A 24,419-nucleotide genomic window follows, 5' to 3' on the forward strand; every position below is an offset into this window, starting at 1 on the left:
CGGCTCACCGCCCAGGTGAACCCTGGATGACGTGACCCTGAACCTCCGACTGGGCGTCGGCCTCTGCGTAGCGCTCTCCCTGTGCGCGCTGCTCTCCGTGCCCGGCAACTTCGCGGGCCTCGGCGCCGACGCCCGCCTCACCCTCGCCGTCTTCGCCCTGGCGACCTGCGCCTGGATCGCCACCCCGGTCGATGACACCTACATCGCGCTGGGCGGCGGACTCGCGCTCACGGTGACCGGGGTGATCAGCAGCGACACGCTCTTCGGCACCCTCGGCGACTCGACGGTGTGGCTGCTGATCTGCGCCTTCGTGCTGGCGGCCGCGGTGACCCGGACGGGGCTCGCGGGGCGGGCGGCGGCGTTCCTGGTCGGCGGGGCGCGCACCGTACGCCAGCTCGTGCACCTGACCACGGCCGCCCTGGTCGTCACGGCGTTCGCGGTGCCGGCCACGTCCGGCCGGGCCGCCCTCGCACTGCCGGTCTTCCTGGCGCTCGCCAAGGCGCTGGCCGACCGGCGGCGGCTGGTCGTGATGCTGGCGCTGCTGTTCCCGACCGTGATCCTGCTGTCGGCGGTGGCGACCCTGATCGGCGCGGGCGCGCACCTGATCACCGTCTCGGTGCTGCGGCAGGCCACCGGCGAGCGGATCGGCTTCACCGAGTGGCTGCTGCTCGGCCTGCCGCTGGCCGTGGCGTCGTCCCACCTGGCCGCCGAGGCCGTACTCCTGACGACGACTCGGCGCGCGGACCGCAAGGCCTCCGTGCGCATCACTCCCGAGCAGATCCAGGAGCACAGCGACGAGCCGGTCACCGGCCCCTGGTCGCAGGCCGAGAAGCGGTGCGCGCTGCTGCTCGGCACGGTCGTGATGCTGTGGTGCAGCGAGCCGCTGCACCGGGTGCCGCCGGCGGTCGTCGCGCTGATCGGCGCGGTGGTGGCGGCCTCGCCGGCCCTCGGCACCGTGCACCTGAAGGACGCGCTGAAGACGGTCCCCTGGCCGCTGCTGCTGTTCATGGCGGCGACGATGGCGATGGGCGTCGCGCTCGCCGACTCCGGGGCGGCGAAATGGCTGGTGGCCGAGCTCCCCACGGGCGTCAGCCCGCTGCTGTTCCTGGCCGTGGTGATCGGGATCAGCACGGCGGCCCACCTGATCCTCCAGTCCCGCTCGGCCCGCTCCTCGGTCCTGGTCCCGCTGGTGGTCGCGGCCGCCGTGGGCGCCGGCGTCAACCCGGTCGCCGCCGCGCTCGCGTCCACCGCGGCGGCGGGCTTCTGCCACACCCTCCCGGCCTCCGCCAAGCCGGTCACGCTCTTCTCCGACCTTCCCGGGACCCCTACCTACACGCCGCGCGACCTGTTGCGTCTGTCCGCGGTCCTGGCGCCGCTGACGGCCGCGCTCGTCCTGTTGTTCGCCGCGGCGGTGTGGCCGCTGCTCGGGGTGCCGGTCGCTCGATGAGCGTGCTGCCGTCGGTCGTCCGCGGCGCCGTCGTGGCTGATCGCGCCCGCGCGGCGGAAGCCGCAAATCGATCCTGCCCCGCGCCCCTTTGGGCGTTGCCCTTCGGGGCGTTGCCGCAGCTCAGCGACTTCACCCAACCTGCCTAGGAGACCTCTGATGCTGACCCGAGTTGTCGTAGCCCCCAGCGGCTTCAAGGAGTCCCTGTCCGCCCAGGCCGCCGCCGACGCCATCGCGGACGGCGTCCGCCGGGTGCTGCCGGACGCCGTGATCGACCTGATCCCGCTCGTGGACGGCGGTGAGGGCACCGCCACCGCGCTGGCCGCCGCGACCGGCGGGCGGCTGGTCGCCCTGCCCGCCACGGGACCGGTCGGCGAACCGCTCGGCACGCACTTCGCACTGCTCGGCTCCAGGGACACCGCGGTCGTCGAGATGGCCGCGGTGGCCGGACTGTCCCTCGTCCCGCGGGCCCTGCGCGACCCGGGCGCCACGACGACCTACGGCGTCGGCGAGCTGATCCGCGCCGCGCTCGACACCGGCGTACGGCGCATCCTGGTCGGCTGCGGCGACTCGGGTACGTCCGACGGGGGCGCCGGCGCCCTCCAGGCCCTCGGCTCCCGACTGCTGGACGCCGACGGCTTCGAACTCCCCCGCGGAGGGCGGGAGTTGACGCGGCTCGCCCGGATCGACGCGTCCGGCCTGGACCCGCGCCTGCGGGACGTCGAACTGCTGGTCGCCTGCAACCCGTACAACGTGCTGTGCGGCGAGCGCGGCGTGGCCCGGGTCTTCGGCCCGCAGAAGGGGGCGACACCCGCACAGGTCGAGCATCTGTCGGCCGGCCTGGAGAACTGGGCGGACGTCCTCACCCGCGACCTGGGGGCCGTGGGCACCGACCTGCACCACGGCCCCGGCACCGGAGCGTCCGGCGGCCTCGGCGCGGGGCTCGCCGCCCTCGGCGCCCGGCTGCTCCCCCGCTTCGACGTGCTCCTCGACCACCTCGACCTCGACGCCCGCCTCGCCCGCGCCGACCTGGTCGTCACCGCGGAGGGCGCCCTGGACCACCAGACCCCGCGTGGCAAGGTCCCGGCCGAGGTGGCCCGCCGGGCCAAGCTGTACGGCCGCCCGGTGCTCGCGCTGGCGGGCACGCTCGGCGAGGGTGCGCACGAGGTGCCGGGCGTGGACGCCTTCAGCGGCATCCTGCCGGCCCCGATGGCCCTGGCGGAGGCCCTGGTGCGGGCCTCCGAGCTCCTTACGGACGCCACCGAACGCGCCCTGCGGATGATCCTGCTGGGCGCCCGGCTACCGGCTCACGCGGAGGTGTCCGGAACGCAACGGCCGTCCTCCGTGCGGTAGTTCCACCGGGCACCGTCCGTCACGAGCTCCCGCACTGCGTTCACGAACCGCTCGACGTGCTCGTCCGGCGTGCCGGCCCCGAAGCTCACCCGGATGGCGTTCAGGGACTTCTCGCCGGGCGCCGCCTCCGGGGCCCCGCACTCGCCCTGCGTCTGCGGGTCGCTGCCCAGCAGGGTGCGGACCAGGGGGTGGGCGCAGAACAACCCGTCCCGCACCCCGATGCCGTACTCGGCGGAGAGGGCGGCGGCGAAGTGGGAGCTGTTCCAGCCCTCGACGACGAAGGAGATGACGCCGACGCGCGGGGCGTCGTCTCCGAAGAGGGAGAGGATCCGGACCTCGGGGACCTCGGCGAGGCCCACGCGGACCTTCTCGATCAGGTACTGCTCCCGGGCCACGAGCGTGTCGAAGCCGGCCTCCGTCAGCGCCTTGCAGGCGGAGGCGATGGAGTAGGCGCCGATGACGTTCGGAGAGCCGGCCTCGTGGCGGGCGGCGCTGTCGTGCCACTCCACGTCGACGCCCCCGTCCGCACGCCGCGACACCTTCCGCGAGGCACCGCCGCCCGCGAGGTAGGGCTCCGCCGCGCGCAGCCAGTCGGAGCGGCCGGCGAGGACGCCGGAGCCGAAGGGGGCGTACAGCTTGTGGCCGGAGAAGGCGACCCAGTCGACGTCCAGGTCACGCACGCTCACCGGGTGGTGCGGGGCCAGCTGGGCGGCGTCGAGCACGATGCGGGCACCGTGCGCGTGGGCGGCCGCCGCGAGCTCCCGTACGGGCCACAGCTCACCCGTGACGTTCGAGGCGCCGGTGACGCAGACCAGGGCCGGGCCGTAGCCCCCTTCACTCGACACAGCGCGGTCGGCGAGGGCGCGCTCCAGGGTCTCGACGGCCTGGCGGGGGGTGCGGGGCGCGTTGAGGTAGGTGACACGGGCGTCACGCCACGGCAGCAGGGAGGCGTGGTGCTCGGTCTCGAAGACGAAGACCTGGCAGTCGGCCGGCAGGGCGGCGGCGAGGAGGTTCAGCGAGTCGGTGGTGGACCGGGTGAAGACCAGCTGGTCGTCGGGGCGGCAGTCGAGGAACTCGGTGACCGTCCTGCGGGCGTTCTCGAACAGGTCGGTGGAGAGCTGGGAGAGGTAGCCGGCTCCGCGGTGGACGCTGCCGTAGTACGGCGCGTAGGCGGCGACGTCGTCCCAGACGCGCTGGAGGGCGGGGGCGCTGGCGGCGTAGTCGAGCGCGGCGTAGGCGACCTCGCCACCGGTGACGAGCGGGACGGTGACATCACGGCCCAGAACGGGCAGGGAGGCACAAACGGACTGGTCGGCGGCAGCGGTGGAGACAGACATGGCGAACTCCCGTGAGGAGCATGCCGACTGAGAGGCATGCGAGAAAGAGAAAAGGGTCTGCGGAGGCGGGGCTCTGCGGCCCTATCGCATTCGCTTGCTCACGGAAGACTCCCTCGAACGACCAGGACCCCTGGTTTCGAGAGGGGCCCGCGCTTGCCGTAGACCTCGCTGCCTACGGCCTGGTCTTCACCCGGGGCACCCCGCCACGGACGGAGGGTTGCCGGACAGTCGGCCGGGGCCTCATGACTGTCACTCATGACCTGGTCCAATATCCTGCCACACGATCTTCAGCTCGCAAGGCGCAGTCCAGGATCCGGACTGCGCCCTGCGTCACATCATGCGGAACTCAGGTGTTGCTGGCCGCCACCCAGAGCTCCAGCGTCCGCTTGGCCGCCCCCGAGTCGATCGACTGGGCCGCCTTCGCCATGCCGAGCCGGATCTGCTCGGTGAGCGGAGCGTCCGTCTGCTCCAACGCCACGAGCGCCGCCGCGGAGTTGAGCAGTACGGCGTCCCGCACCGGCCCCGGCTCGCCGTCCAGCAGCCGCCGGGCGACCTCCGCGTTGTACGAGGCGTCCGCGCCCCGCAGCGCCTCCACGGGCACCAGCTCCAGGCCGACGTCACGGGGGTCGAAGGCCTCCTCGGTCACCTTCCCGTCGCGCACCACCCACACCCGCGAGGTGGCGGTCGTCGTCAGCTCGTCGAGGCCGTCGTCGCCCCTGAACACCAGCGCGGACGAGCCGCGCTCGGCCAGCACGCCGGCGATCAGCCCCGCCATCCGGGTGTCGAAGCAGCCCACGGCCGAGGCGGTGACCCGGGCGGGGTTGGTGAGCGGGCCGAGGAGGTTGAACGAGGTCGGAATCCCGAGGTCCCGTCGTACGCCGCCGACGAACCGCATCGAGGGGTGGAACTTGGCCGCGAAGCAGAAGGTGATCCCGGCCTCGTCCACCACCCGGGCCACGCCGTCGGGCGACAGGTCCAGGTTGATGCCGAGCTTCTCCAGCACGTCGGACGAGCCGCTCGCCGACGACGACGCCCGGTTGCCGTGCTTGACGACCTTTGCGCCGGCGCCGGCGATCACGATGGCGGACATCGTCGAGATGTTGACCGTCTTGGCCCGGTCCCCGCCCGTACCGACGATGTCGACGGCCGGTCCGGGGATGTCCAGCGGCTGCGCGTGGGCGTACATCGCCTCGACGAGACCGTTGATCTCCTCGACCGTCTCGCCCTTGGCTCTGAGGGCCACCATGAAGCCGGCGATCTGGGCGTCCGAGGCCTCGCCGCTCATGAACCGGTCCATCGCCCATGCCGTGTCGCCGGCGCTCAGGTCCTCTCCGCCGAGCAGGGCACTCAGTACCTCGGGCCAGGAACGGCCCGCCGCGGTGTCGCCTCCAGCGGGGGTCACAGCGCTCATAAGCCGCTCCTGGGTCGGTTGTGGTGTCCCGCACTGCGGGACGTGAGTCTCAACGGGTCCACCCTATCCAGCCCGCAGACCCGAAGAAGGGCCCCGTCCGAACCCCGGACGGGCCCCGTACACGGCCGAGGGCCCCGTCCGGACAACCGGACGGGGCCCTCAACCGTGGCGTAGCTGGCGCAGCGTCAGTGGTGGCCGTGGCCGCTGGTGATCTCCTTGTACTCCTCGACGGTCGGCTTGGGGATCTGGCCGTCCTCGCCGAAGTACGACTTGCTGAGCTTGGCGCGCAGCTTCTCGGAGCCCTTCACCTTGCGCTCGACGCCGTTCTCGTCGACCGTCGGGCCGATCTCGAGCGGCTTGTACTGCTCGTGCGCGGTGAGGGTGTGCAGCGCGTCCTGGCTGAGCGGCTCGTGCACCTCGATGAACTCACCGTGCGGCAGGCGCTTGATGATGCCCGACTCGCGGCCGTGCAGCACCTTGTCCTTGTCCCGGCGCTGCAGGCCGAGGCAGATCCGCTTGGTGATGATGAACGCCAGGACCGGTCCGACGAAGAAGCCGATCCGGACGAACCAGGTGACCGCGTTGATCGACAGGTGGAAGTGGGTGGCCCACAGGTCGTTGCCACCGCCGACCAGGCCGATCATGTACACCGTGACCCAGGCGACGCCGAACGCGGTACGCGTCGGGGCGTTGCGCGGACGGTCCAGGATGTGGTGCTCGCGCTTGTCGCCGGTCACCCAGGACTCGATGAACGGGTAGAGCGCGATCGCCATCAGCACCAGGCCGAAGAGCACCAGCGGGATGAACACACCCAGGACGAGCGTGTGACCCCAGAAGTTGACCTCCCAGCCCGGCATGTACCGGACCAGACCCTCGGCGAAGCCCATGTACCAGTCGGGCTGGGCGCCGGTGGACACCATGTCCGGACGGTAGGGACCCATGGCCCAGATCGGGTTGATCTGCGCGACCGCCGAGATGACCGCGATGACACCGAAGACCAGGAAGAAGAAGCCTCCGGCCTTGGCCATGTAGACCGGCAGCAGCGGCATGCCGACGACGTTCTTGTTGCTCTTTCCGGGGCCCGCGAACTGCGTGTGCTTGTGGTAGAAGACCAGGATCAGATGGCCGACCACCAGGCCGAGCATGATGCCCGGCAGCAGCAGGATGTGGATCGAGTAGAACCGGGCCACGAAGTCGACGCCCGGGAACTCGCCGCCGAAGAGGAAGAACGAGATGTACGTGCCGACGATCGGCATGGACAGGATCGCGCCCTCGGTGAAGCGCACACCGGTGCCGGAGAGCAGGTCGTCGGGGAGCGAGTAGCCGGTGAAACCGGTGAACATGCCCAGGACGAACAGCAGGAAGCCGAACAGCCAGTTGATCTCACGCGGCTTGCGGTACGCACCCGTGAAGAACACGCGCATCATGTGCACGAACATGCCGGCCAGGAAGATCAGCGCGGCCCAGTGGTGGATCTGCCGGATGAGCAGACCACCGCGCACGTCGAAGGAGATGTGCAGCGTCGAGCTGAACGCCTCCGACATGAGCTGTCCCTGCAGCGGGACGTAACTGCCGTGGTACTCCACCTCGTTCATCGACGGGTGGAAGAACAGCGTCAGATACACACCCGTGAGGATGATGATAATGAAGCTGTAGAGGCAGACCTCACCCAACATGAACGACCAGTGGTCGGGGAAGATCTTGCGCATGTTGGCCTTGGCGAGGGAGTAGATCCCCAGCCGGCCGTCGGCCCAGTCGGCGACGCGTTCGCCGGCCGGTGCCTTCCCGCGCGAGCGGGACTCCGTGGTCTCTGTCGTGCTCATCCGCGCTCCCAGAATGCAGGACCGACGGGCTCTTCGAAGTCGCCGAGCGCCTCGAGGTAGCCCTCGTCGTTCACGCCGATGCGCAGCTGCGGCAGGGCGTGCCCGGCCGGGCCGAAGATCACTCGGGCACCGTCGGCGAGGTCGAAGGTGGACTGGTGGCAGGGGCAGAGCACGTGGTGCGTCTGCTGCTCGTACAGGGAGATCGGGCAACCGACGTGGGTGCAGATCTTCGAGTACGCGACGATGCCCTCGTGCGACCACTCGAGCTCGCGCTTGTCCTTGATGTCGTCCGGCTGGATCCGGACGATCATCAGGGCGGCCTTGGCGATCTCGTTCTGGAAGTCGTGGTCGTGCTCCTCCAGGCCCTCCGGCTTGGCGAAGGTGAGGGAGCCGACCGCGACGTCCGAGGGACGCAGCGGCTCGTCGGTGTTCATGTTGACGAGCAGCTTGCCCTTGGACCACAGCGTGTGGCGCAGCTTGGTCCCGGGCAGCGGGCCGAGGTCACGCAGCAGCACGACGCCGGAGAGCGGGAACAGGGCCAGCGCTCCGAACATCGTGTTGCGGATCAGCTTGCGGCGACCCAGCGCGGACTCCTTGGCGCCCTGCTTGAAGTCGGCCATGACCTTGGCCTTGACCTCGGGCTCCGCAGCGATCGGGTGCCGCTCGTCGGCGACCTCCACGTCGGACATCAGGGTGCGGGCCCAGTGGACCGCGCCCGCGCCGATGCAGAACAGCGCCGCACCGAGGGTCAGACCCAGCGCGAAGTTCAGCGCGTTGAGGTGACCGATCGGGAAGACGAAGATCGACTTGTCGTGCGGGATCGCGACGTACGAGGCGATGAAGCCGACGGTGGCCAGCATCGACACCGTGAACAGCATGGCCACCGTGCGCTCGGACCGCCGGGCGGCCCGCTCGTCGATGTCCTGGATCCGGTGCTCGTGGGGCGGCAGGCCGGGGTCGGCGAAGGGGTTCTTCTCGTCCGCTACCGCGACGTGGGCGTCCTGCTCAGCAGGCAGGTTCTCTTCTGGAATGTCTTGGCTACTCATGACTTCTTGGCCTTTGCGGTCCGAGCGGCGACCCAGACGGCGACCGCGATCAGTGCACCGAGCCCGAAGATCCAGGCGAAGAGGCCCTCACTGACCGGCCCGAGGCCGCCCAGCTCCAGACCACCCGGGTTGACCGTCTCGTCGCTGTTGACCGCGTGCAGGTACGCGATGATGTCCTTCTTGTTCTGCTCCGACAGCGTGGTGTCGGGGAACGACGGCATGTTCTGCGGGCCGGTCTGCATGGCCTCGTAGATGTGCTTCGGGTCGACACCCTCGAGGCTCGGGGCGAACTTGCCCTTCGTCAGCGCGCCGCCCTTGCCGGTGAAATTGTGGCACTGGGCGCAGTTGTTGCGGAAGAGCTCGCCGCCCTTGCCGATGTCCGCGCCCTCGGGGCTGTACTGCTCCTCGGTCGGGACGTTCGGACCGGCGCCCAGCGAGGCGATGTACGCCGCGAGCTGGTCGATCTCGGCCTGCGAGTAGATGTTCTTCTTCGCCGGGATCTGGGCGCCCTGGGAGGTGGCGGCCGGCATACGGCCCGTCGAGACCTGGAAGTCGACGGCAGCGGCGCCGACACCCACCAGGCTCGGACCGTCGGAGGTGCCCTGACCGCCGGTTCCGTGGCAGCTGGCGCAGCCGACGGTGTAGAGCTTCTTGCCCTCCTCGATGGTGAGGGACTGGGCGGTTTCCTCGGCCTGTGCCTTGCCCGCGGGCGCGAACACGGCGTACACCCCTCCCGTGCACGCCAGCGCGAGGAGTAGGACGACGACCGCCGCCAGCGGATGGCGTCGTCGTGCGGAGAGCTTTTTCACGGATTACCCCGGTGTCAGGATCTTCTGCGTCGATGCTTCTGTCAGGTGCGTTTGTAAAACGCGCGCGGGATCGGGCCCGGCTACTTGATCATGTAGATCGTGGCGAAAAGGCCGATCCAGACGACATCGACGAAGTGCCAGTAGTAGGACACGACGATCGCGGCGGTCGCCTGCTCGTGCGTGAACCTCTTGGCCGCGTAGGTGCGGCCGAGGACCAGCAGGAAGGCGATCAGACCGCCCGTCACGTGCAGGCCGTGGAAGCCGGTGGTCAGGTAGAAGACCGAGCCGTACGGGTCGGACGAGAGCGAGAGGCCCTCGTGCTTGACCAGCTCGGTGTACTCGTACACCTGACCGCCGATGAAGATCGCACCCATGATGAAGGTGACGATGAACCAGCCCCGGAGCTTCTTCACGTCACCGCGCTCGGCGGCGAAGACGCCGAGCTGGCAGGTGAGGGAGGAAAGCACCAGGATCGTGGTGTTCGTCGCCGAGAACGGGAAGTTCAGGGCGTCGGCCTTCTCATGCCAGAAGTCCGGACCGGTCACCGATCGCAGGGTGAAGTACATCGCGAAGAGGGCCGCGAAGAACATCAGCTCGGAACTCAACCAGATGATGGTTCCGACGCTGGTGAGGTTCGGTCGGTTGACCGACGGGTGCGCGTGACCCTTGTCTACTGTCGTTGCTGTCGCCACGACCGACATTATGTCGGTCGCTTATCCCGCCCTCACTCCGGGGGGTGCCGTTCGGAGTGTCTTCCCCATCCGTACCGGTGTTGACGTGGTGTTCAAGGGAGTAGCATCCGGCCCAACGGGCCTGTCCTTACGACGCTGACGTCACGGAGGAACAATGCAGCCGACCGCCACGGTGCTGGTCTACAGCGACGACTCCAACACCCGCGAGCAGGTGAGGTTGGCCACCGGGCGCCGGCCCGCTCCGGACGTGCCTGTGGTGCAGTTCCTGGAGTGCGCGACGCCGGAGGCGGTGGTGCGTGAGCTGGACAAGGGGGGCATCGACGTCTGTGTGCTGGACGGTGAGGCCGTGCCCATGGGGGGCATGGGGGTCTGCCGCCAGATCAAGGACGAGGTGTTCAACTGCCCGCCGGTGCTGCTGCTGATCGGGCGGCCGCAGGATGCGTGGCTCGCCACGTGGAGTCGGGCCGAGGCGGCTGTGACGTTGCCTGTGGAGCCGGTGGAGTTCGCGGGGGCGCTGGCTTCCTTGTTGCGCACGCAGAGGCTTACGAGCGCCTGAGAAGCGGCGGAGCCGCAAAGGCCACACAGCCCCACTCCCCTGAGGGGCGCGGCCCAGGAGGGCGATTCAGACGCTCTGTGGCCTCAGCCTGGCCCTCTCGGCGAGGCTCGGGCCGTCCGGGGTGCCGCCGACCAGCGCGCTGCCGTTGCGCCAGTTCTTCCACTCCAGGTTCCAGTCGCCGAAGCCGTTGCCGAACGGTTCCATGGTGTTGCCGTACGAGTTGATGACCTTGACGATGTCGCCCTCGCGGACGTTGTCGAAGAACCACTCGGCGTTGGCGGTGCTCATGCCGGTGCAGCCGTGGCTGACGTTGGCGTAGCCCTGGGAGCCGACCGACCAGGGGGCGGCGTGGACGTATTCGCCGCTCCAGGTCACACGGGTGGCGTAGTAGACCGGTAGGTCGTAGGACTCGGAGGACCCTTCGGCTATGCCGATGCTCGTGCCGCGCATGCGTACGAAGTACTCCTTGCCCAGTACGACCTTGACGCCGTTGCGGGTCTCGAAGCCGGGCTTGCCGGTCGTGACCGGTATGGACCTGACCTCCTCGCCGTTGCGGTAGAGCGTCAGCTGGTGGGACGCGGCGTCCGTGACGGCTATGACCTGGTCGCCCGTGGTGATGCGCAGCGGCTTGACCTTGCCGCCCCAGAGGCGGTCGCTGACCTTGATGCCCTCCAGGTTGCTGCGGGCCTGGATGGTGGCGTTCGCGGGCCAGAACTCCTTGGGGCGGTAGTGGAGTTTCTTGTCGTCCACCCAGTGCCAGTTGCCCTCGACGGCGGGTGCGGAGTCGACCTTGAGGGCTCGCTCGACTATCGCCCGCTGGTCGCGGTCCTTGATGGGCTGGCTCAGTTCGGCCGTGACGGGCTGGCCGACGCCGTAGGTACCGGCCTTGGGGCCGAACGTCACTGTCAGGTGCTTCTTGCTGGTCGGCTTGCTGGTGTCGAAGGTGAGGACCTTGCGGCCGGGGGCGCCGTCCTCGTCCTCGGTGCTCACGCGGACCGTGTAACGGGCGTTGGCGGCGAGCGGAGACGTGCTGTGCCAGCGGGTGCCGTCGGCGGAGAGTTCGCCCGCGACGTAGCGTCCTGCGGCGTCCCTGGCGGTGACGTCCGTGATACGGCCGTCGGAGTCCTCGGCGGTGACTTCCAGGGGCTTGTCGGGGTCGGCCTTCTTGCCGTCGCCCGCGGGGCCGTTGAAGGCGATCTGGTCCGCCGCGTCGTACGGCTCGGCGGACAGCGGGTTGCCGTCGCTGCTGCAGCCGGCGGCGCTCGCGCCGAGCGCGATCAGCAGGAGCGTGCAACCTATGACGGAGCCCTTGCTCGGTTTTCTGCTCATGGCCTCACGCTAGGAAGCAGCGTCGGCCGCGGCGCGCCGGATAAGGCGTACGGGTGATCGTGGCTACGGCAAACGAAGGAACCCGGACACTCCTGACGGAATGTCCGGGCCCCTTGGAGCTCAGCTCGTGTTACTGGGTGCGGTTCTCACCGCGGTAGTACTCGAAGACCCAGCCCCAGATGCCGATCAGGATCAGCGGCGCCGAGAAGTACATCAGCCACCAGCCGATCGCGATCGACAGGAAGGCGAGGGCGCCTCCGATCGCGAGGGAGAGCGGCTGCCAGCTGTGCGGGCTGAAGAACCCGACCTCGCCGGCGTCGTCCGCCACATCCGCTTCCTTGTTGTCCTGCGCACCCGCGTCGACCCGCCGGGCGGTGAAGCCCAGGTAGAAGCCGATCATGATGCACAGACCGAAGGCCAGGAAGAGGGCCGTGGTACCGGCCGGCTCCTTCGACCAGACGCCGTAGACAACCGCCATGGCGAGCACGAAGAAGCTCAGCCACATGAACATCCTGCCCTGGATCTTCACTTGCCGGCCTCCTTGCCACCAGCCAGAGCCTTCTCACCGTGAGGAGCGTTCTCGAGCTGGTCGAGAGCGGCGATCTCAGGGTGATGCAGGTCGAACGCCGGGGATTCGGAACGGATCCGCGGCAGGGTGAGGAAGTTGTGCCGCGGCGGCGGGCAGGACGTCGCCCACTCCAGCGAGCGGCCGTAGCCCCACGGGTCGTCGACCTCGACCTTCTTGCCGTACTTGGCGGTCTTCCACACGTTGTAGAAGAACGGCAGCAGCGACGCGCCGAGGACGAACGAGCTGATCGTCGAGATCGTGTTCAGGGCGGTGAAGCCGTCGGCCGCGAGGTAGTCCGCGTAACGACGCGGCATGCCCTCGGCGCCCAGCCAGTGCTGCACCAGGAAGGTGCCGTGGAAGCCGACGAACAGCGTCCAGAAGGTCATCTTGCCCAGGCGCTCGTCGAGCATCTTGCCGGTCATCTTCGGCCACCAGAAGTGGAATCCGGAGAACATCGCGAAGACGACGGTGCCGAAGACGACGTAGTGGAAGTGCGCCACCACGAAGTACGAGTCGGACACGTGGAAGTCCATCGGCGGCGAGGCCAGGATGACACCGGTCAGACCACCGAAGGTGAAGGTGATCAGGAAGCCGACCGCCCAGAGCATCGGTGTCTCGAAGGACAACGAGCCCTTCCACATCGTTCCGATCCAGTTGAAGAACTTCACGCCTGTCGGTACGGCGATGAGGAACGTCATGAAGGAGAAGAACGGCAGCAGTACGCCGCCGGTGACGTACATGTGGTGCGCCCACACCGTCACGGACAGACCCGCGATCGCGATGGTCGCCGCGATCAGACCCATGTAGCCGAACATCGGCTTGCGGGAGAAGACCGGGATCACTTCGGAAATGATTCCGAAGAACGGCAGGGCGATGATGTACACCTCTGGATGGCCGAAGAACCAGAAGAGGTGTTGCCACAGCAAGGCCCCGCCGTTGGCGGAGTCGAAGATGTGCGCGCCGAACTTGCGGTCCGCCTCCAGCGCGAACAGCGCCGCCGCCAGGACGGGGAAGGCGAGCAGGACCAGGACGGCCGTCAGCAGCACGTTCCACACGAAGATCGGCATGCGGAACATGGTCATGCCGGGGGCACGCATGCAGATGATCGTGGTGATGAAGTTGACCGAGCCGAGGATGGTGCCGAAGCCGGAGAAGGCCAGACCCATGATCCACATGTCGGCGCCGATGCCCGGGCTGCGGACCGCGTCCGACAGCGGGCTGTAGGCGAACCAGCCGAAGTCGGCCGCGCCGTTCGGGGTGAGGAAGCCGCCGACCGCGATGAGCGAGCCGAACAGGTACAGCCAGTAGGCGAACATGTTCAGCCGCGGGAACGCCACGTCCGGCGCGCCGATCTGCAGCGGCATGATCCAGTTCGCGAAGCCGGCGAACAGCGGCGTCGCGAACATCAGCAGCATGATCGTGCCGTGCATCGTGAACGCCTGGTTGAACTGCTCGTTCGACATGATCTGCAGACCCGGCCGGGCGAGCTCGGCGCGCATGAACAGCGCCATCACGCCACCGATCACGAAGAACGCGAACGACGTGACGAGGTACAGCGTTCCGATCGTCTTGTGGTCGGTGGTGGTGAGCCACTTGACCACGACGTTGCCGGGTTGCCTGCGCCGGACCGGCAGCTCGTTCTCGTACGAGTCCTCAGCTGCCGCGGCACCCTGGGGTTCGTTGAGGATGCTCACAGGTTGTTCGTCTCCCGGTTCTTCTCGTGGCTCGTCTGCGCGATGCCGGCGGGAACGTAACCGGTCTGCCCCTTCTTGGCGAGGTCCTTGAGGTGCTGCTCGTAGCGCTCGGGGGAGACGACCTTCACGTTGAACAGCATCCGGGAGTGGTCGACGCCGCACAGCTCGGCGCACTTGCCCAGGAAGGTGCCCTCCTTGTTGGGGGTCACCTCGAAGGCGTTGGTGTGGCCCGGAATGACGTCCTGCTTCATCAGGAACGGCACCACCCAGAAGGAGTGGATGACGTCACGCGAGGTGAGGACGAAGCGGACCGTCTTGCCCTTGGGCAGCCACAGGGTGGGGCCGGGGTTGCCCGTCTGGGGGTTCCGGCTGCCGGGGGTACCGGCGTCGTAGACACCGCCCGCGTTCGCCGGGAAGTCCTCCTTGAACCGGTCCGGAATGGCGGCCAGGTCCTTGTCGGTCTTCGCATCGCCCGTGGAACCGTCGACGGGCTGGACGTAGTTGAAGGCCCAGCTCCACTGGTAGCCCACGACGTTGACGGTGAGGTCGGGCTTGTCCTTGAGGCTGAGCAGCTTCGTCTCGTCGCGCGCCGTGAAGTAGAAGAGCACCGAGACGATGATGAGCGGGACCACCGTGTACAGCGCCTCGATCGGCATGTTGTACCGGGTCTGCGGAGGAACCTCGACCTTGGTGCGGCTGCGCCGGTGGAAGATGGTGCTCCACAGGATCAGGCCCCAGACCAGCACGCCTGTGGCGAGCGCGGCCGCCCACGATCCCTGCCACAGGGAGAGGATCCGCGGAGCCTCTTCCGTGGTCGGGGTGGGCATACCAAGACGGGGGAAGTCCTCCCAGTTGTACGAGCAACCGGTGGCTGTCGCCAGGACCAGGCCCGCAGTCATTGCCTGCAGCAGCTTCCGCCGCATCGGGCGCCGCGGCGAGCGGTCGGAGCCGTTGGGACTCACGTAGCGCCTTCCCGAGAGTCTCGCCCGCGCGGATCGGCTGCGGCCTTCTCGCTGGTCGGTCGCCGCCCTGCGTCGGGCAGGGGTTTGGATGTTTATGCGGACCAAACCCTAGCCGACGCCCTCCGGGGGTTCGCGGGGAGGGGTGCCTAGTGGGTGGGGTGGTTCGCTTGTTTGGCGGCTGCGGGTTCGTTTGGGCTTGTCGCGCAGTTCCCCGCGCCCCTTTAGGGCGTTGCGGTGACTGTGCGTCTAGCGTTGCCGTGTGGCTTACTTCGACGCTGCTTCCAGTGCTCCTCTGCATCCCGTCGCCCGGCAGGCGCTTGTGGCCTCCCTCGATGAGGGGTGGGCCGATCCTGCCCGTCTCTACCGGGAAGGGCGGCGGGCGCGGATGCTGCTGGACGCGGCTCGGGAGGCCGCTGCGGAGGCTGTGGGGTGCCGAGCCGACGAGTTGGTGTTCACCTCATCGGGGACGAAAGCCGTCCACTCGGGTGTCGCCGGGGTGTTGGCGGGGCGGCGGCGCGTCGGACGCCACCTGATCGTGTCTGCGGTCGAACACTCCTCTGTGCTCCATGCGGCTGAGGCGCATGAGGCCGACGGGGGGACGGTCACTCGGGTGGCGGTGGATCGTGCGGGGGCGGTGGGCGTACGGGCGTACGCGGATGCGCTTCGGGCGGACACCGCGCTGGCGTGTCTGCAGTCGGCCAACCACGAGGTGGGGACCGAGCAGCCGGTGGCCGAGGTGGCCGCCCGGTGCCAGGAGGCCGGGGTGCCGCTGCTGGTGGACGCGGCGCAGTCGCTGGGGTGGGGGCGCGTCGAGGGCGCCTGGTCGGTGTTGACCGGGAGTGCCCACAAGTGGGGCGGTCCGTCGGGGGTCGGGCTGCTCGTCGTGCGCAAGGGCGTACGGTTCGCCGCGCAAGGGGCCGGGGACGAGCGGGAGTCGGGGCGGGCCCCCGGGTTCGAGAACATCCCGGCGATCGTCGCCGCGGCGGCCTCGCTGCGTGCCGTGCAGGCGGAGGCTGCCCAAGAGGCGGTACGGCTGCGGGAGCTGACGGAGCGGATCCGGGTACGGGTGCCGCAGCTGGTGCCGGATGTGGAGGTGGTCGGCGATCCGGGGCGGCGACTGCCCGGCATCGTCACCTTCTCCTGTCTCTATGTGGACGGGGAGACCCTGCTGCACGAGCTGGACCGCGCCGGGTTCTCGGTCTCCTCGGGTTCGTCCTGCACGAGCAGCACGCTGACACCCAGCCATGTGCTGAAGGCGATGGGCGTGCTGAGCGAGGGGAACGTGCGGGTGTCCCTGCCGTTCGGGACTGCGCAGGAGGACGTCGAGCGGTTCCTGGAGGTGCTGCCGGCGGCCGTGGCGGGGGTCCGGGAGAAGCTGGGGGCGCCGGTGCCCAGCACGGTCGTACGGGAGAACGTCCTGGTCGTGGACGCCCTCGGCAAGCTCTGCCCGCTCCCGGTCATCGAGCTGGCCAAGGTCATCGGCGAGGTACCGGTCGGCGGCATGGTCCGGGTCCTCGCCGACGACGAGGCCGCCCGTCTGGACATCCCGGCGTGGTGCGGGATGCGGGGGCAGGAGTACGTGGGCGAGGAGCCGGCGGAGCGAGGAACCGCGTACCTCGTCCGCCGGGTGGCCTGAACGCCCTGTCGGCGAACCGTCGCGGGATCAGCCCAGGTGGGTCCGGACCTCTTCGCCCGCGTCATGCCCGTACGCCTTGGTGAACCGGTCCATGAAGTGCGCCCGCCGCAGCTGGTACTCCTGCGTGCCGACCGTCTCGATGACCAGCGTCGCGACCATGCAGCCGACCTGCGCGGCCCGCTCCAGGGACACACCCCACGCCAGCCCCGACAGGAACCCGGCGCGGAAGGCGTCGCCGACACCCGTGGGGTCGGCCTTGCGCTCCTCCTCGGGGCAGCCGACCTCGATCGGGTCCTCGCCGTCCCGCTCGATGCGCACGCCCCGCGCGCCGAGGGTGGTGACGCGGTGGCCGACCTTGGAGAGGATCTCCGCGTCGCTCCAGCCGGTCTTGGACTCGATGAGGCCCTTCTCGTACTCGTTCGAGAAGAGGTACGTCGCACCGTCCAGCAGTATGCGGATCTCGTCGCCGTTCATACGGGCGATCTGCTGGGAGAAGTCGGCGGCGAAGGGGATCTCGCGGGAGCGGCACTCCTCCGTGTGGCGGAGCATGGCCTCGGGGTCGTCGGCGCCGATGAGGACCAGGTCCAGGCCGCCCACGCGGTCCGCGACGGTCTTCAGCTCGATCTGGCGGGCCTCGCTCATCGCACCGGTGTAGAAGGAGCCGATCTGGTTGTGGTCGGCGTCGGTGGTGCAGACGAAACGGGCGGTGTGCAGGGTCTCTGAGATGCGGACCGACCCGGTGTCGACGCCGTGCCGGTCCAGCCAGGCCCGGTACTCGTCGAAGTCGGAGCCCGCGGCGCCGACGAGGATCGGCTTCGTGCCCAGCTGACCCATGCCGAAGGCGATGTTCGCGCCTACGCCGCCCCGGCGTACGTCCAGGTTGTCGACCAGGAAGGACAGCGAGACCGTGTGCAACTGGTCCGCGACGAACTGGTCGGTGAAGCGGCCGGGGAAGGTCATGAGGTGGTCGGTGGCGATGGAGCCGGTGACTGCGATGCGCACGGCGTGGAGTCTCCTGCGAAGAGGATGGGTTGACAGTTCACGCTACCGTCCGTGACCTGGACTCTGAAGCAGTCAAAACTACCCGATAGTAGATCTTTCTTCGCGGGTGTCCACGTGCTTACGGTGCCGCTATGACGAAATTCGAGGTCCGCGCCACCGCTCAGGCCGACCCGGAGGCCGGCCTGGCATCGCTGCTCGGTGACTGCGCGCGGATGGCTCCCCACTGGGCCGCTCCCGACCGCGCCCTGTCCCGTCCGGTCTCCCCGTCCCTCATCCACGGGGTGAACGTGCCGCCGAGGTCGGCGCGGCTGGTGGACGCGATGTCGGACTACGGCGACTGATCGAAACGACGCCATCCGTCCGGATTACGCCGGCCGATCGAATGCCGGCGGCTCAATCGGCGCCCTTCAGGGAACCGTGCGCTCCCCCGCTGCGTCCCATCGCTGTCCCCCGTAAAGGGGATGCGGGATACGACCCGGCAGACCCTCCCTTTTGACAGGGTCGGGTCAGGGTCATGGGACATGCGCGCAGCCGAAGGAGCGATGCGGTGAACACCGAGCGACCCGAGAACGACGACACGGGCGCCGACGGCTCCGCCGAGGAGCAGGGCACCCGGGAGGAGAAGGGCGGCGCGGGTACCGAGGCTTCCGGTACCGGGGCTTCCGGCGCCGCGGCGGACGGCACCGCCGTTCCCGACGCCGGCGGCGAGCGCGATGCCGGGGGCCGCGAGTCCGAGAGCGAGGCGGAGGCCGGCCGGACCGGGCGCGACGCCGAGGCCGACCGGGCCGATGGTGAGCGCGACGGTGCGGAGAGCAACACCGGCGCCGCCGGCGGGAAGCAGGCCGGGGACGCCGCGCCCGCTGCCGCTGCTGAAGCGGAGTCGACCAGCTCTGCCGGCGCGGATCCCGCTGCTGCCACCGCCGCTGCCGATGCCGATGCCGACGAGGACGGAGGCGGCGGTTCGAGCCGTCGCCGCTCCCCCGCGATCATCGCCTCCGTCGCCGCCGCCGTACTCCTCGTCGGGGGCGGCGGGGCCTACCTCGCCGCGAGCGCGTCCGGAGGTTCGGACGGCGGTACGACGTCCGGGGCCGCCGGCGAGGACACTCCCCCGCCGCTCCACCTGGACGGCTACACCGAGGGCGGCGGCACGAGCGGCATCGCGCCCGGCGAGCCCAACCCGTATGGCGTCACCTACAAGGCCGACGGGGACCTGGCGGACGGCCCCGGCTCGGCGCCCGTGTACCGGGCCGGCGGCGAGGTCGGCGCCGACGACGTGGCCCGGCTGGCCGAGGCGCTCGGGGTGGACGGGAGGCCGGTCGCGCAGGGGCAGACCTGGCGGGTCGGGGCGAAGGACGGGGCGGGGCCCAGCCTGCAGGTGAACAAGCAGGCGCCGGGGACCTGGACCTTCTACCAGTACGCCCCCGGCACCGATGACTGCCGGTCGACCACCACTTGCTCGAAGGACTCGCCGGACCACGGCGGCGAACCGGTGAGCGAGGCCGCCGCGAAGAAGGCCGCCGCGCCGGTCCTCAAGGCCGTGGGTCAGGATGACGCGAAGCTCGACGCGAGCCAGCTCATGGGCAGCCGGCGGGTCGTCAACGCGAGCCCTGTGGTCGGCGGTCTGCCCACGTACGGCTGGACGACCGGGGTGACCGTGAACCCCCAGGGCGAAGTGGTCGGCGGCAGCGGCCAGTTGTCGGCGCCGGTGAAGGGGGACACGTACCCCGTGCTGGACGCCGAGAAGACGCTCGGGCTGATGAACGCGGCGCCGGGGTCCGACGGCCGCATGGGCATCGGCGGCTGCGCCAGCCCCGTACCGCTGAAGGACCGCCTTGAGGCGCCCTGCGGCTCCTCCGGTTCGGAGGCTTCGACGGGTACGGGTACTGATGCCGGCACAGGGGCGCCGGCCAAGGACACCCTCACGGTCGAGAAGGCCGTGTTCGGCCTCGCCTCGCACTACGTCGACACGCGGCAGGCGCTGGTGCCGTCCTGGCTGTTCGAGGTGCGGGCGCCGGGCGCGAAGGACAGCTTCACGGTGACGCATCCGGCGATCGACCCGAAGTACGTGGTGTCGACCACCCCGTCCCAGGAGCCGCCCGCTCAGCCGAGCCCGCGGCCGTCCGGACCCAAGGACGAGCCGACGTCGGCGCCCGTCACGCGGAACGTGGGTGTGGACGGCTACACCGTCGACGGCAGGGAGCTGACCGTGGCCTTCACCGGCGGTGTGTGCGCCGACTACAAGGTCACGGCGAGCGAGAGCGGCGACGAGGTGACGGTCCGGGTGACCGAGACGTCGCAGCCGGAGAAGGTCTGCATCCTGATCGCCAAGGTGTTCCACAAGACCGTGCACCTGGACGAGCCGCTCGGGGACCGCAAGGTCGTGGGCACGGACGGGCAGGACGTCCCGCTGGAGAAGCCGGGGACTCTCCGCCCGGAGACGTCCGGGGCGCGGTAGAGGCCCACGGACACGGGAAGGCGGCGGCCCCGTCGGAGGGGGTCGCCGCCTTCTCGCGTTTCGACTGGATCAGCCGGTTTCGGCCGGGTCAGCTGAAGGAGTCGCCGCAGGCGCAGGAGCCGGTCGCGTTCGGGTTGTCGATCGTGAAGCCCTGCTTCTCGATGGTGTCCACGAAGTCGATGGACGCGCCGCCCAGGTACGGGGCGCTCATGCGGTCGGTGACGACCTTCACGCCGCCGAAGTCCTTGACGACGTCGCCGTCCAGGGAGCGCTCGTCGAAGAAGAGCTGGTAGCGCAGGCCGGAGCAGCCACCGGGCTGAACGGCGACGCGCAGGGCCAGGTCGTCACGGCCTTCCTGGTCGAGCAGGGCCTTGACCTTCGCCGCGGCGGCGTCGGACAGGATGATGCCGTCGGTGACGGTGCTGGTCTCGTCCGATACGGACATCTACATCTCTCCCGGGTTGTACGGAGACTGCTTGCCGACGGTTGCAACCGACGGGGCCGCGGATTCATTCCGGGCCGGGCGTTTGTCTTTCGGTCCTTCTTCATGCTCGCACACGGCGCCCGGAGCGGAAAACGACCGATTCGGGAATACGCGGGCCCGTCACCGGGATTCACGTCACATCGACATGATGGCCATCGTCAAACTGACGTGAACCGGTTATGATAGATAACGTCAATTCGACGAGAAGTCGAAGAAGGTGTCCCGCTTGACCCGCCGGGCCCGGATTTTCCCGGTGCCGGCGAGCCGCAGAACAGAAAGGGTGCGTGTCGTGACCACCGCCCAGACCCAGGAGCTCGACGTACAGCCGACGCCCCTCGCCCTGCTGCTCCTCGGCCGTGAGGCCGACCCGAGGAGCGAGCGTGGCGTCGAGTGTCCCGGCGACCTTCCCTCGCCGTCCGATCCGGACCTGGTCGAGCGCGCCCGCGCGGCCAAGGAGAAGCTCGGGAGCAAGGTCTTCGTGCTCGGCCACCACTACCAGCGCGACGAGGTCATCCAGTTCGCCGACGTGACCGGTGACTCGTTCAAGCTGGCCAAGGACGCGGCCGCCCGCCCGGAGGCCGAGTACATCGTGTTCTGCGGCGTGCACTTCATGGCCGAGTCGGCGGACATCCTGACGTCCGACGACCAGAAGGTCGTCCTGCCCGACCTCGCCGCCGGCTGCTCGATGGCCGACATGGCGACGGCCGAGCAGGTCGCCGAGTGCTGGGACGTGCTGACCGAGGCCGGGATAGCCGAGCAGGTCGTGCCCGTCTCGTACATGAACTCGTCCGCGGACATCAAGGCGTTCACGGGCAAGCACGGCGGCACGATCTGCACCTCGTCCAACGCCAAGCGGGCCCTGGACTGGGCCTTCGAACAGGGCGAGAAGGTCCTGTTCCTGCCCGACCAGCACCTCGGCCGCAACACCGCCGTGCGGGACATGGGCATGTCCCTGGAGGACTGCGTCGTCTACAACCCGCACAAGCCGAACGGCGGGCTGACGGCGGACGAGCTGCGTGCCGCGAAGATGATCCTGTGGCGCGGCCACTGCTCGGTGCACGGCCGCTTCAGCCTCGACTCGGTGAACGACGTGCGCGAGCGCATCCCGGGTGTCAACGTCCTCGTCCACCCGGAGTGCAAGCACGAGGTCGTCGCCGCCGCGGACTACGTCGGCTCGACGGAGTACATCATCAAGGCCCTGGAGGCCGCCCCGGCCGGCTCGAAGTGGGCCATCGGCACGGAGCTGAACCTGGTCCGCCGGCTGGCGAACCGTTTCGCGCCGGAGGGCAAGGAGATCGTCTTCCTCGACAAGACGGTCTGCTTCTGCTCGACCATGAACCGCATCGACCTGCCCCACCTGGTCTGGACGCTGGAGTCACTGGCCGAGGGCAACCTGGTCAACCGGATCGAGGTCGACAAGGAGACCGAGGCGTTCGCGAAGCTGGCGCTGGAGCGGATGCTGGCGCTGCCGTAGGTCTGTCGACGGTAGCGCTTGAGGCGCTCACCCCGACACGGGCTTCCGGTCGGGGTGAGCGGGGTCGAGGGTGAAGAGGTCGCCGTCGGGGGTGGCGGCGATCAGGGAGCCCTCACGGACCATCACCTCGGGCAGCGACCGGCTGCCCGCGTTGGTCACCCGTTGGGCACGCGGCAGGGTCTCCCACAGCAGCGTGCCCCTCTTCGTGTCGAGGGCGGCGACGCGGCCGCTGGCGCTGGACAGGTAGACCGCTCGGGCGCGCGGGTCGTGGGTGACGCCGCTGGGCGTCTCCAGACTCGTCGCGGTCTGCCACAGCCGCTCGCCCGTCCGGACCGACACGGCGCTCACCTGACCGGAGGACGTGACGAACCACAGCGTGTCGTCCCCGAGCGTCACAACGCCCTCGAACTCCTCCGCCAGCTTCGTCGAACGGCCCTCACCGGTCTCCGGGTCCACCAGCCGGATCCGGGAGAACGGTCCCTCGTCGCCGGCCGTGATGTTCCCCTCCTCGTCCTCGGCCGGGTCGACGTAGAGCAGGCGGCCGTCGAACGTCCCAACGAGGGTTCCGCGATTGGGCACCTTCACTCGCCGAACCGAGCCGTCGGCCCGGTCCAGCTCCATGAGCAGGATGTTCTCGGAAGGCGTGAACTCGGCGACGCACTCCAGGCGGAGGGCCTCGCCCACATCCGCGGCGTCGCAGTACTGCCCCGCCGGCAACGGTGTCGTCCAGCGCTCGGCGCCGGTGCGTGCCGATCGGGCGGTCACCGCGCGGGCGCCGTCGGCCGCCATGACCACGAGGCTGCCGGAGACCGCCGGGGACATCCCGCTGTTCGCCACCTTCCGATGCCAGAGCCGCTCACCGGTCCCCGTGTCGAGAGCGGCGACCGTCGTGGTCGACGCCTCCCCGGCGACGGGGGTGAAGTCCTGCTGGACCAGCATCGCGTCGTCCACGAGACCGAGGACGGAGAAGGTGTACGTCCCCTGCTGCCGACCGGGGGGCAGGACGTTGGCCCGCCAGTCGATCCGTCCGGTCAGCCCGTCCAGGCGCATGGGCAGCACACCGTCACCCGCGCAGTAGACGGCACCCTCGTACAGCCGGCATTGCGGGCCGTCTCCCAACCCGGTCCCGCCGGCCGACCCCTTCTTCACTCCGTGCGCGGCGGTGGCGTCCACCGTGGTCTGCCAGGGCTTCCAGCCGGCCGGCATGGCCGCCCATCGGGCAGGCGCGGATGCGGCGGTGTCGGCCGCCGTACGGGCGTCCTCGTCCCCCACTCCGGCCCCGAGCAGCAGGTATCCCGTCAGGCCGAGCGCGAGGGCACCGACCGTGCCGACCGTGGCCCACAGCGGGCGTATACGACTGCGCCGCCCGCCCGGAACCGCGGCGCCGGAGTCGGCGACCGCGGCGGGCCGCGTCCGGACCATGGCCATCTCGTCCGAGCGCAGCGTCACGGTGGGCTGGTCGTCCGCACCCGCCTCCGGCAGCGCGGCCACGAACTCCCGTGCCAGTTCGTCCAGTTCGGGCCGGTCCGCGGGTTCCTTGGCGAGGCAGCGCTCCAGGATCGAGCGAAGGGCCTGCGGTACGCCGTCCAGGACGGGGGCGTCGTGGACGACCCGGTAGGCCGTGAGGTAGGGGCTGTCCGCGTCGAACGGGCCCCGGCCCGTGACCGAGAAGACGAGCAGCGCGCCGAGGGAGAAGACGTCGGAGGCCGGCTCCACCGAACGGGCGTCGGTCAGTTGCTCCGGAGACATGAACGGCGGGGTGCCGATCATCTGCCCGGTCTCGGTGAGGGTCTTGTGGTCCTCGGCCGCGCGCGAGATGCCGAAGTCGATGACACGCGGGCCGTCGTCGGCGATCAGGACGTTGGCGGGTTTGAGGTCCCGGTGGACCACCCCGGCCCGGTGGATGTCCCGCAGCGCCTCCACCAGACCGAGCGTCAGCCGCCGCAGCTCGGCGCCCTTGAGCGGGCCCTGGTCGCCGATCCGGGCGGCGAGGGAGAGCCCGGGCACATACTGGGTGGCCATCCAGGGCCGTACCGCCTCGGGGTCGGCGTCCACGACCGGGGCGGTGAAGACACCGCTCACCTTGCGGACCGCCTCGATCTCCTGCCGGAAGCGGGCACGGAAGACGGGGTCCTCGGCGTACTGGGAGTGCACCACCTTGACGGCGACCTCACGTCCCGAGCGCGACCTGCCCCGGTAGACGACTCCCATGCCCCCGGACCCGAGCCGATCGACCAACCTGTAGCCGCCGACCGATCTCGGATCGTCCTTGTGCAGCAGCACGCCCGGAACCCTCCCCCGTCATGCAGTTCGAGGGGCTCAGGATACGTAACGGGGGGACGGC

20 protein-coding genes and 1 riboswitch are annotated in these 24,419 nt (G+C 69.7%); of the genes, 7 read left to right on the plus strand and 13 right to left on the minus strand.

The annotated features are described in order from the left end of the window. The first annotated feature begins 31 nt into the window (after positions 1-31). A complete protein-coding gene (locus AB5J55_RS11235) occupies positions 32-1,447 on the plus strand; it encodes an SLC13 family permease (protein ID WP_369270519.1) in 1,416 nt (471 codons plus the stop codon). A 156-nt stretch (positions 1,448-1,603) separates the two neighbouring features. Beyond that, positions 1,604-2,797, plus strand: coding sequence for a glycerate kinase (locus AB5J55_RS11240; protein WP_369270520.1), 1,194 nt, complete (start codon positions 1,604-1,606; stop codon positions 2,795-2,797). Here the strand turns inward: AB5J55_RS11240 and AB5J55_RS11245 are convergent. From AB5J55_RS11245 to AB5J55_RS11270, 6 genes are all read right to left on the minus strand, one after another. Beyond that, positions 2,752-4,134, minus strand: a complete 1,383-nt coding sequence (locus tag AB5J55_RS11245) for an aminotransferase class V-fold PLP-dependent enzyme (protein WP_369270521.1) — start codon at positions 4,132-4,134, stop codon at positions 2,752-2,754. The genes AB5J55_RS11240 and AB5J55_RS11245 overlap by 46 nt on opposite strands. Before the next feature lie 144 nt (positions 4,135-4,278). Then, a riboswitch (SAM riboswitch) is annotated at positions 4,279-4,395 on the minus strand. Between the two features lie 85 nt (positions 4,396-4,480). Then, complete coding sequence (gene trpD / locus AB5J55_RS11250) at positions 4,481-5,545, minus strand: anthranilate phosphoribosyltransferase (RefSeq protein WP_369270522.1); 1,065 nt, start codon at positions 5,543-5,545, stop codon at positions 4,481-4,483. Between the two features lie 185 nt (positions 5,546-5,730). Next, positions 5,731-7,368 carry a cytochrome bc complex cytochrome b subunit gene (locus AB5J55_RS11255; protein ID WP_369270523.1) on the minus strand — a complete coding sequence of 546 codons (1,638 nt, stop codon included), beginning with the start codon at positions 7,366-7,368 and terminating at the stop codon, positions 5,731-5,733. Next, entirely contained in the window at positions 7,365-8,414 is a 1,050-nt protein-coding gene (locus AB5J55_RS11260; RefSeq protein WP_369270524.1) for a Rieske 2Fe-2S domain-containing protein, read from the minus strand. Before AB5J55_RS11260 ends, AB5J55_RS11255 begins: the two co-directional genes overlap by 4 nt. Next, positions 8,411-9,223: a c-type cytochrome gene (locus AB5J55_RS11265; RefSeq protein ID WP_369270525.1), complete on the minus strand. Its 813-nt coding sequence runs from the start codon at positions 9,221-9,223 to the stop codon at positions 8,411-8,413. Before AB5J55_RS11265 ends, AB5J55_RS11260 begins: the two co-directional genes overlap by 4 nt. An 80-nt stretch (positions 9,224-9,303) precedes the next feature. Next, positions 9,304-9,924 carry a heme-copper oxidase subunit III gene (locus AB5J55_RS11270; protein ID WP_019756799.1) on the minus strand — a complete coding sequence of 207 codons (621 nt, stop codon included), beginning with the start codon at positions 9,922-9,924 and terminating at the stop codon, positions 9,304-9,306. A 145-nt stretch (positions 9,925-10,069) separates the two neighbouring features. On the opposite strand from AB5J55_RS11270, the gene AB5J55_RS11275 reads away from it, so the two are divergent. After that, positions 10,070-10,471 carry a hypothetical protein gene (locus AB5J55_RS11275; RefSeq protein ID WP_369270526.1) on the plus strand — a complete coding sequence of 134 codons (402 nt, stop codon included), beginning with the start codon at positions 10,070-10,072 and terminating at the stop codon, positions 10,469-10,471. A gap of 66 nt (positions 10,472-10,537) precedes the next feature. On the opposite strand, the gene AB5J55_RS11280 is transcribed toward AB5J55_RS11275, so the two are convergent. From AB5J55_RS11280 to coxB, 4 genes are all read right to left on the minus strand, one after another. Then, on the minus strand, positions 10,538-11,800 hold the full coding sequence (locus AB5J55_RS11280; protein ID WP_369270527.1) for an Ig-like domain-containing protein: 1,263 nt from the start codon (positions 11,798-11,800) through the stop codon (positions 10,538-10,540). Positions 11,801-11,930: 130 nt separating this feature from the next. Next, on the minus strand, positions 11,931-12,329 hold the full coding sequence (locus tag AB5J55_RS11285) for a cytochrome c oxidase subunit 4 (protein WP_369270528.1): 399 nt from the start codon (positions 12,327-12,329) through the stop codon (positions 11,931-11,933). Next, positions 12,326-14,062 carry a cytochrome c oxidase subunit I gene (gene ctaD, locus AB5J55_RS11290; RefSeq protein ID WP_369270529.1) on the minus strand — a complete coding sequence of 579 codons (1,737 nt, stop codon included), beginning with the start codon at positions 14,060-14,062 and terminating at the stop codon, positions 12,326-12,328. Before ctaD ends, AB5J55_RS11285 begins: the two co-directional genes overlap by 4 nt. After that, positions 14,059-15,024, minus strand: a complete 966-nt coding sequence (coxB, locus tag AB5J55_RS11295) for a cytochrome c oxidase subunit II (protein WP_369270530.1) — start codon at positions 15,022-15,024, stop codon at positions 14,059-14,061. Before coxB ends, ctaD begins: the two co-directional genes overlap by 4 nt. A gap of 259 nt (positions 15,025-15,283) precedes the next feature. Here coxB and AB5J55_RS11300 point away from each other — a divergent pair, with 259 nt between their 5' ends. Further along, on the plus strand, positions 15,284-16,660 hold the full coding sequence (locus tag AB5J55_RS11300; protein ID WP_369270531.1) for a cysteine desulfurase/sulfurtransferase TusA family protein: 1,377 nt from the start codon (positions 15,284-15,286) through the stop codon (positions 16,658-16,660). Positions 16,661-16,687: 27 nt separating this feature from the next. Here AB5J55_RS11300 and AB5J55_RS11305 read toward each other — a convergent pair whose 3' ends face one another. Further along, on the minus strand, positions 16,688-17,662 hold the full coding sequence (locus AB5J55_RS11305) for a carbohydrate kinase family protein (RefSeq protein ID WP_369270532.1): 975 nt from the start codon (positions 17,660-17,662) through the stop codon (positions 16,688-16,690). Between the two features lie 131 nt (positions 17,663-17,793). Between AB5J55_RS11305 and AB5J55_RS11310 the strand changes: the two genes are divergently transcribed. Together AB5J55_RS11310 and AB5J55_RS11315 are read left to right on the plus strand one after the other, a co-directional pair. Then, on the plus strand, positions 17,794-18,003 hold the full coding sequence (locus AB5J55_RS11310) for a hypothetical protein (RefSeq protein ID WP_369270533.1): 210 nt from the start codon (positions 17,794-17,796) through the stop codon (positions 18,001-18,003). Between the two features lie 206 nt (positions 18,004-18,209). Continuing rightward, complete coding sequence (locus AB5J55_RS11315; protein WP_369270534.1) at positions 18,210-20,117, plus strand: hypothetical protein; 1,908 nt, start codon at positions 18,210-18,212, stop codon at positions 20,115-20,117. Positions 20,118-20,205: 88 nt separating this feature from the next. Here the strand turns inward: AB5J55_RS11315 and AB5J55_RS11320 are convergent, their stop codons facing one another. Next, a complete protein-coding gene (locus AB5J55_RS11320; RefSeq protein ID WP_030582488.1) occupies positions 20,206-20,562 on the minus strand; it encodes an iron-sulfur cluster assembly accessory protein in 357 nt (118 codons plus the stop codon). A 328-nt stretch (positions 20,563-20,890) separates the two neighbouring features. Between AB5J55_RS11320 and nadA the strand changes: the two genes are divergently transcribed. Next, the gene (gene nadA, locus AB5J55_RS11325; protein WP_369270535.1) at positions 20,891-22,075 is read left to right on the plus strand and encodes a quinolinate synthase NadA; all 1,185 of its coding nucleotides are present in this window, start codon (positions 20,891-20,893) and stop codon (positions 22,073-22,075) included. 27 nt (positions 22,076-22,102) lie between these two features. Here the strand turns inward: nadA and AB5J55_RS11330 are convergent, their stop codons facing one another. Beyond that, on the minus strand, positions 22,103-24,358 hold the full coding sequence (locus AB5J55_RS11330; RefSeq protein ID WP_369270536.1) for a protein kinase: 2,256 nt from the start codon (positions 24,356-24,358) through the stop codon (positions 22,103-22,105). Positions 24,359-24,419 lie beyond the last annotated feature (61 nt).

Origin of the sequence: Streptomyces sp. R11 (genome assembly GCF_041051905.1) — a bacterium.
Taxonomy (GTDB): Bacteria; Actinomycetota; Actinomycetes; order Streptomycetales; family Streptomycetaceae; genus Streptomyces.

Excerpts from the sequence above, each read along its gene's own strand:
- AB5J55_RS11310 (WP_369270533.1), top strand. The coding sequence starts at position 17,794 with ATGACGAAATTCGAGGTCCGCGCCACCGCTCAGGCCGACCCGGAGGCC.
- AB5J55_RS11255 (WP_369270523.1), bottom strand. The coding sequence starts at position 7,368 with ATGAGCACGACAGAGACCACGGAGTCCCGCTCGCGCGGGAAGGCACCG.
- AB5J55_RS11240 (WP_369270520.1), top strand. The coding sequence starts at position 1,604 with ATGCTGACCCGAGTTGTCGTAGCCCCCAGCGGCTTCAAGGAGTCCCTG.
- AB5J55_RS11320 (WP_030582488.1), bottom strand. The coding sequence starts at position 20,562 with ATGTCCGTATCGGACGAGACCAGCACCGTCACCGACGGCATCATCCTG.
- AB5J55_RS11245 (WP_369270521.1), bottom strand. The coding sequence starts at position 4,134 with ATGTCTGTCTCCACCGCTGCCGCCGACCAGTCCGTTTGTGCCTCCCTG.
- AB5J55_RS11270 (WP_019756799.1), bottom strand. The coding sequence starts at position 9,924 with ATGTCGGTCGTGGCGACAGCAACGACAGTAGACAAGGGTCACGCGCAC.
- AB5J55_RS11260 (WP_369270524.1), bottom strand. The coding sequence starts at position 8,414 with ATGAGTAGCCAAGACATTCCAGAAGAGAACCTGCCTGCTGAGCAGGAC.
- AB5J55_RS11280 (WP_369270527.1), bottom strand. The coding sequence starts at position 11,800 with ATGAGCAGAAAACCGAGCAAGGGCTCCGTCATAGGTTGCACGCTCCTG.
- trpD (WP_369270522.1), bottom strand. The coding sequence starts at position 5,545 with ATGAGCGCTGTGACCCCCGCTGGAGGCGACACCGCGGCGGGCCGTTCC.
- AB5J55_RS11275 (WP_369270526.1), top strand. The coding sequence starts at position 10,070 with ATGCAGCCGACCGCCACGGTGCTGGTCTACAGCGACGACTCCAACACC.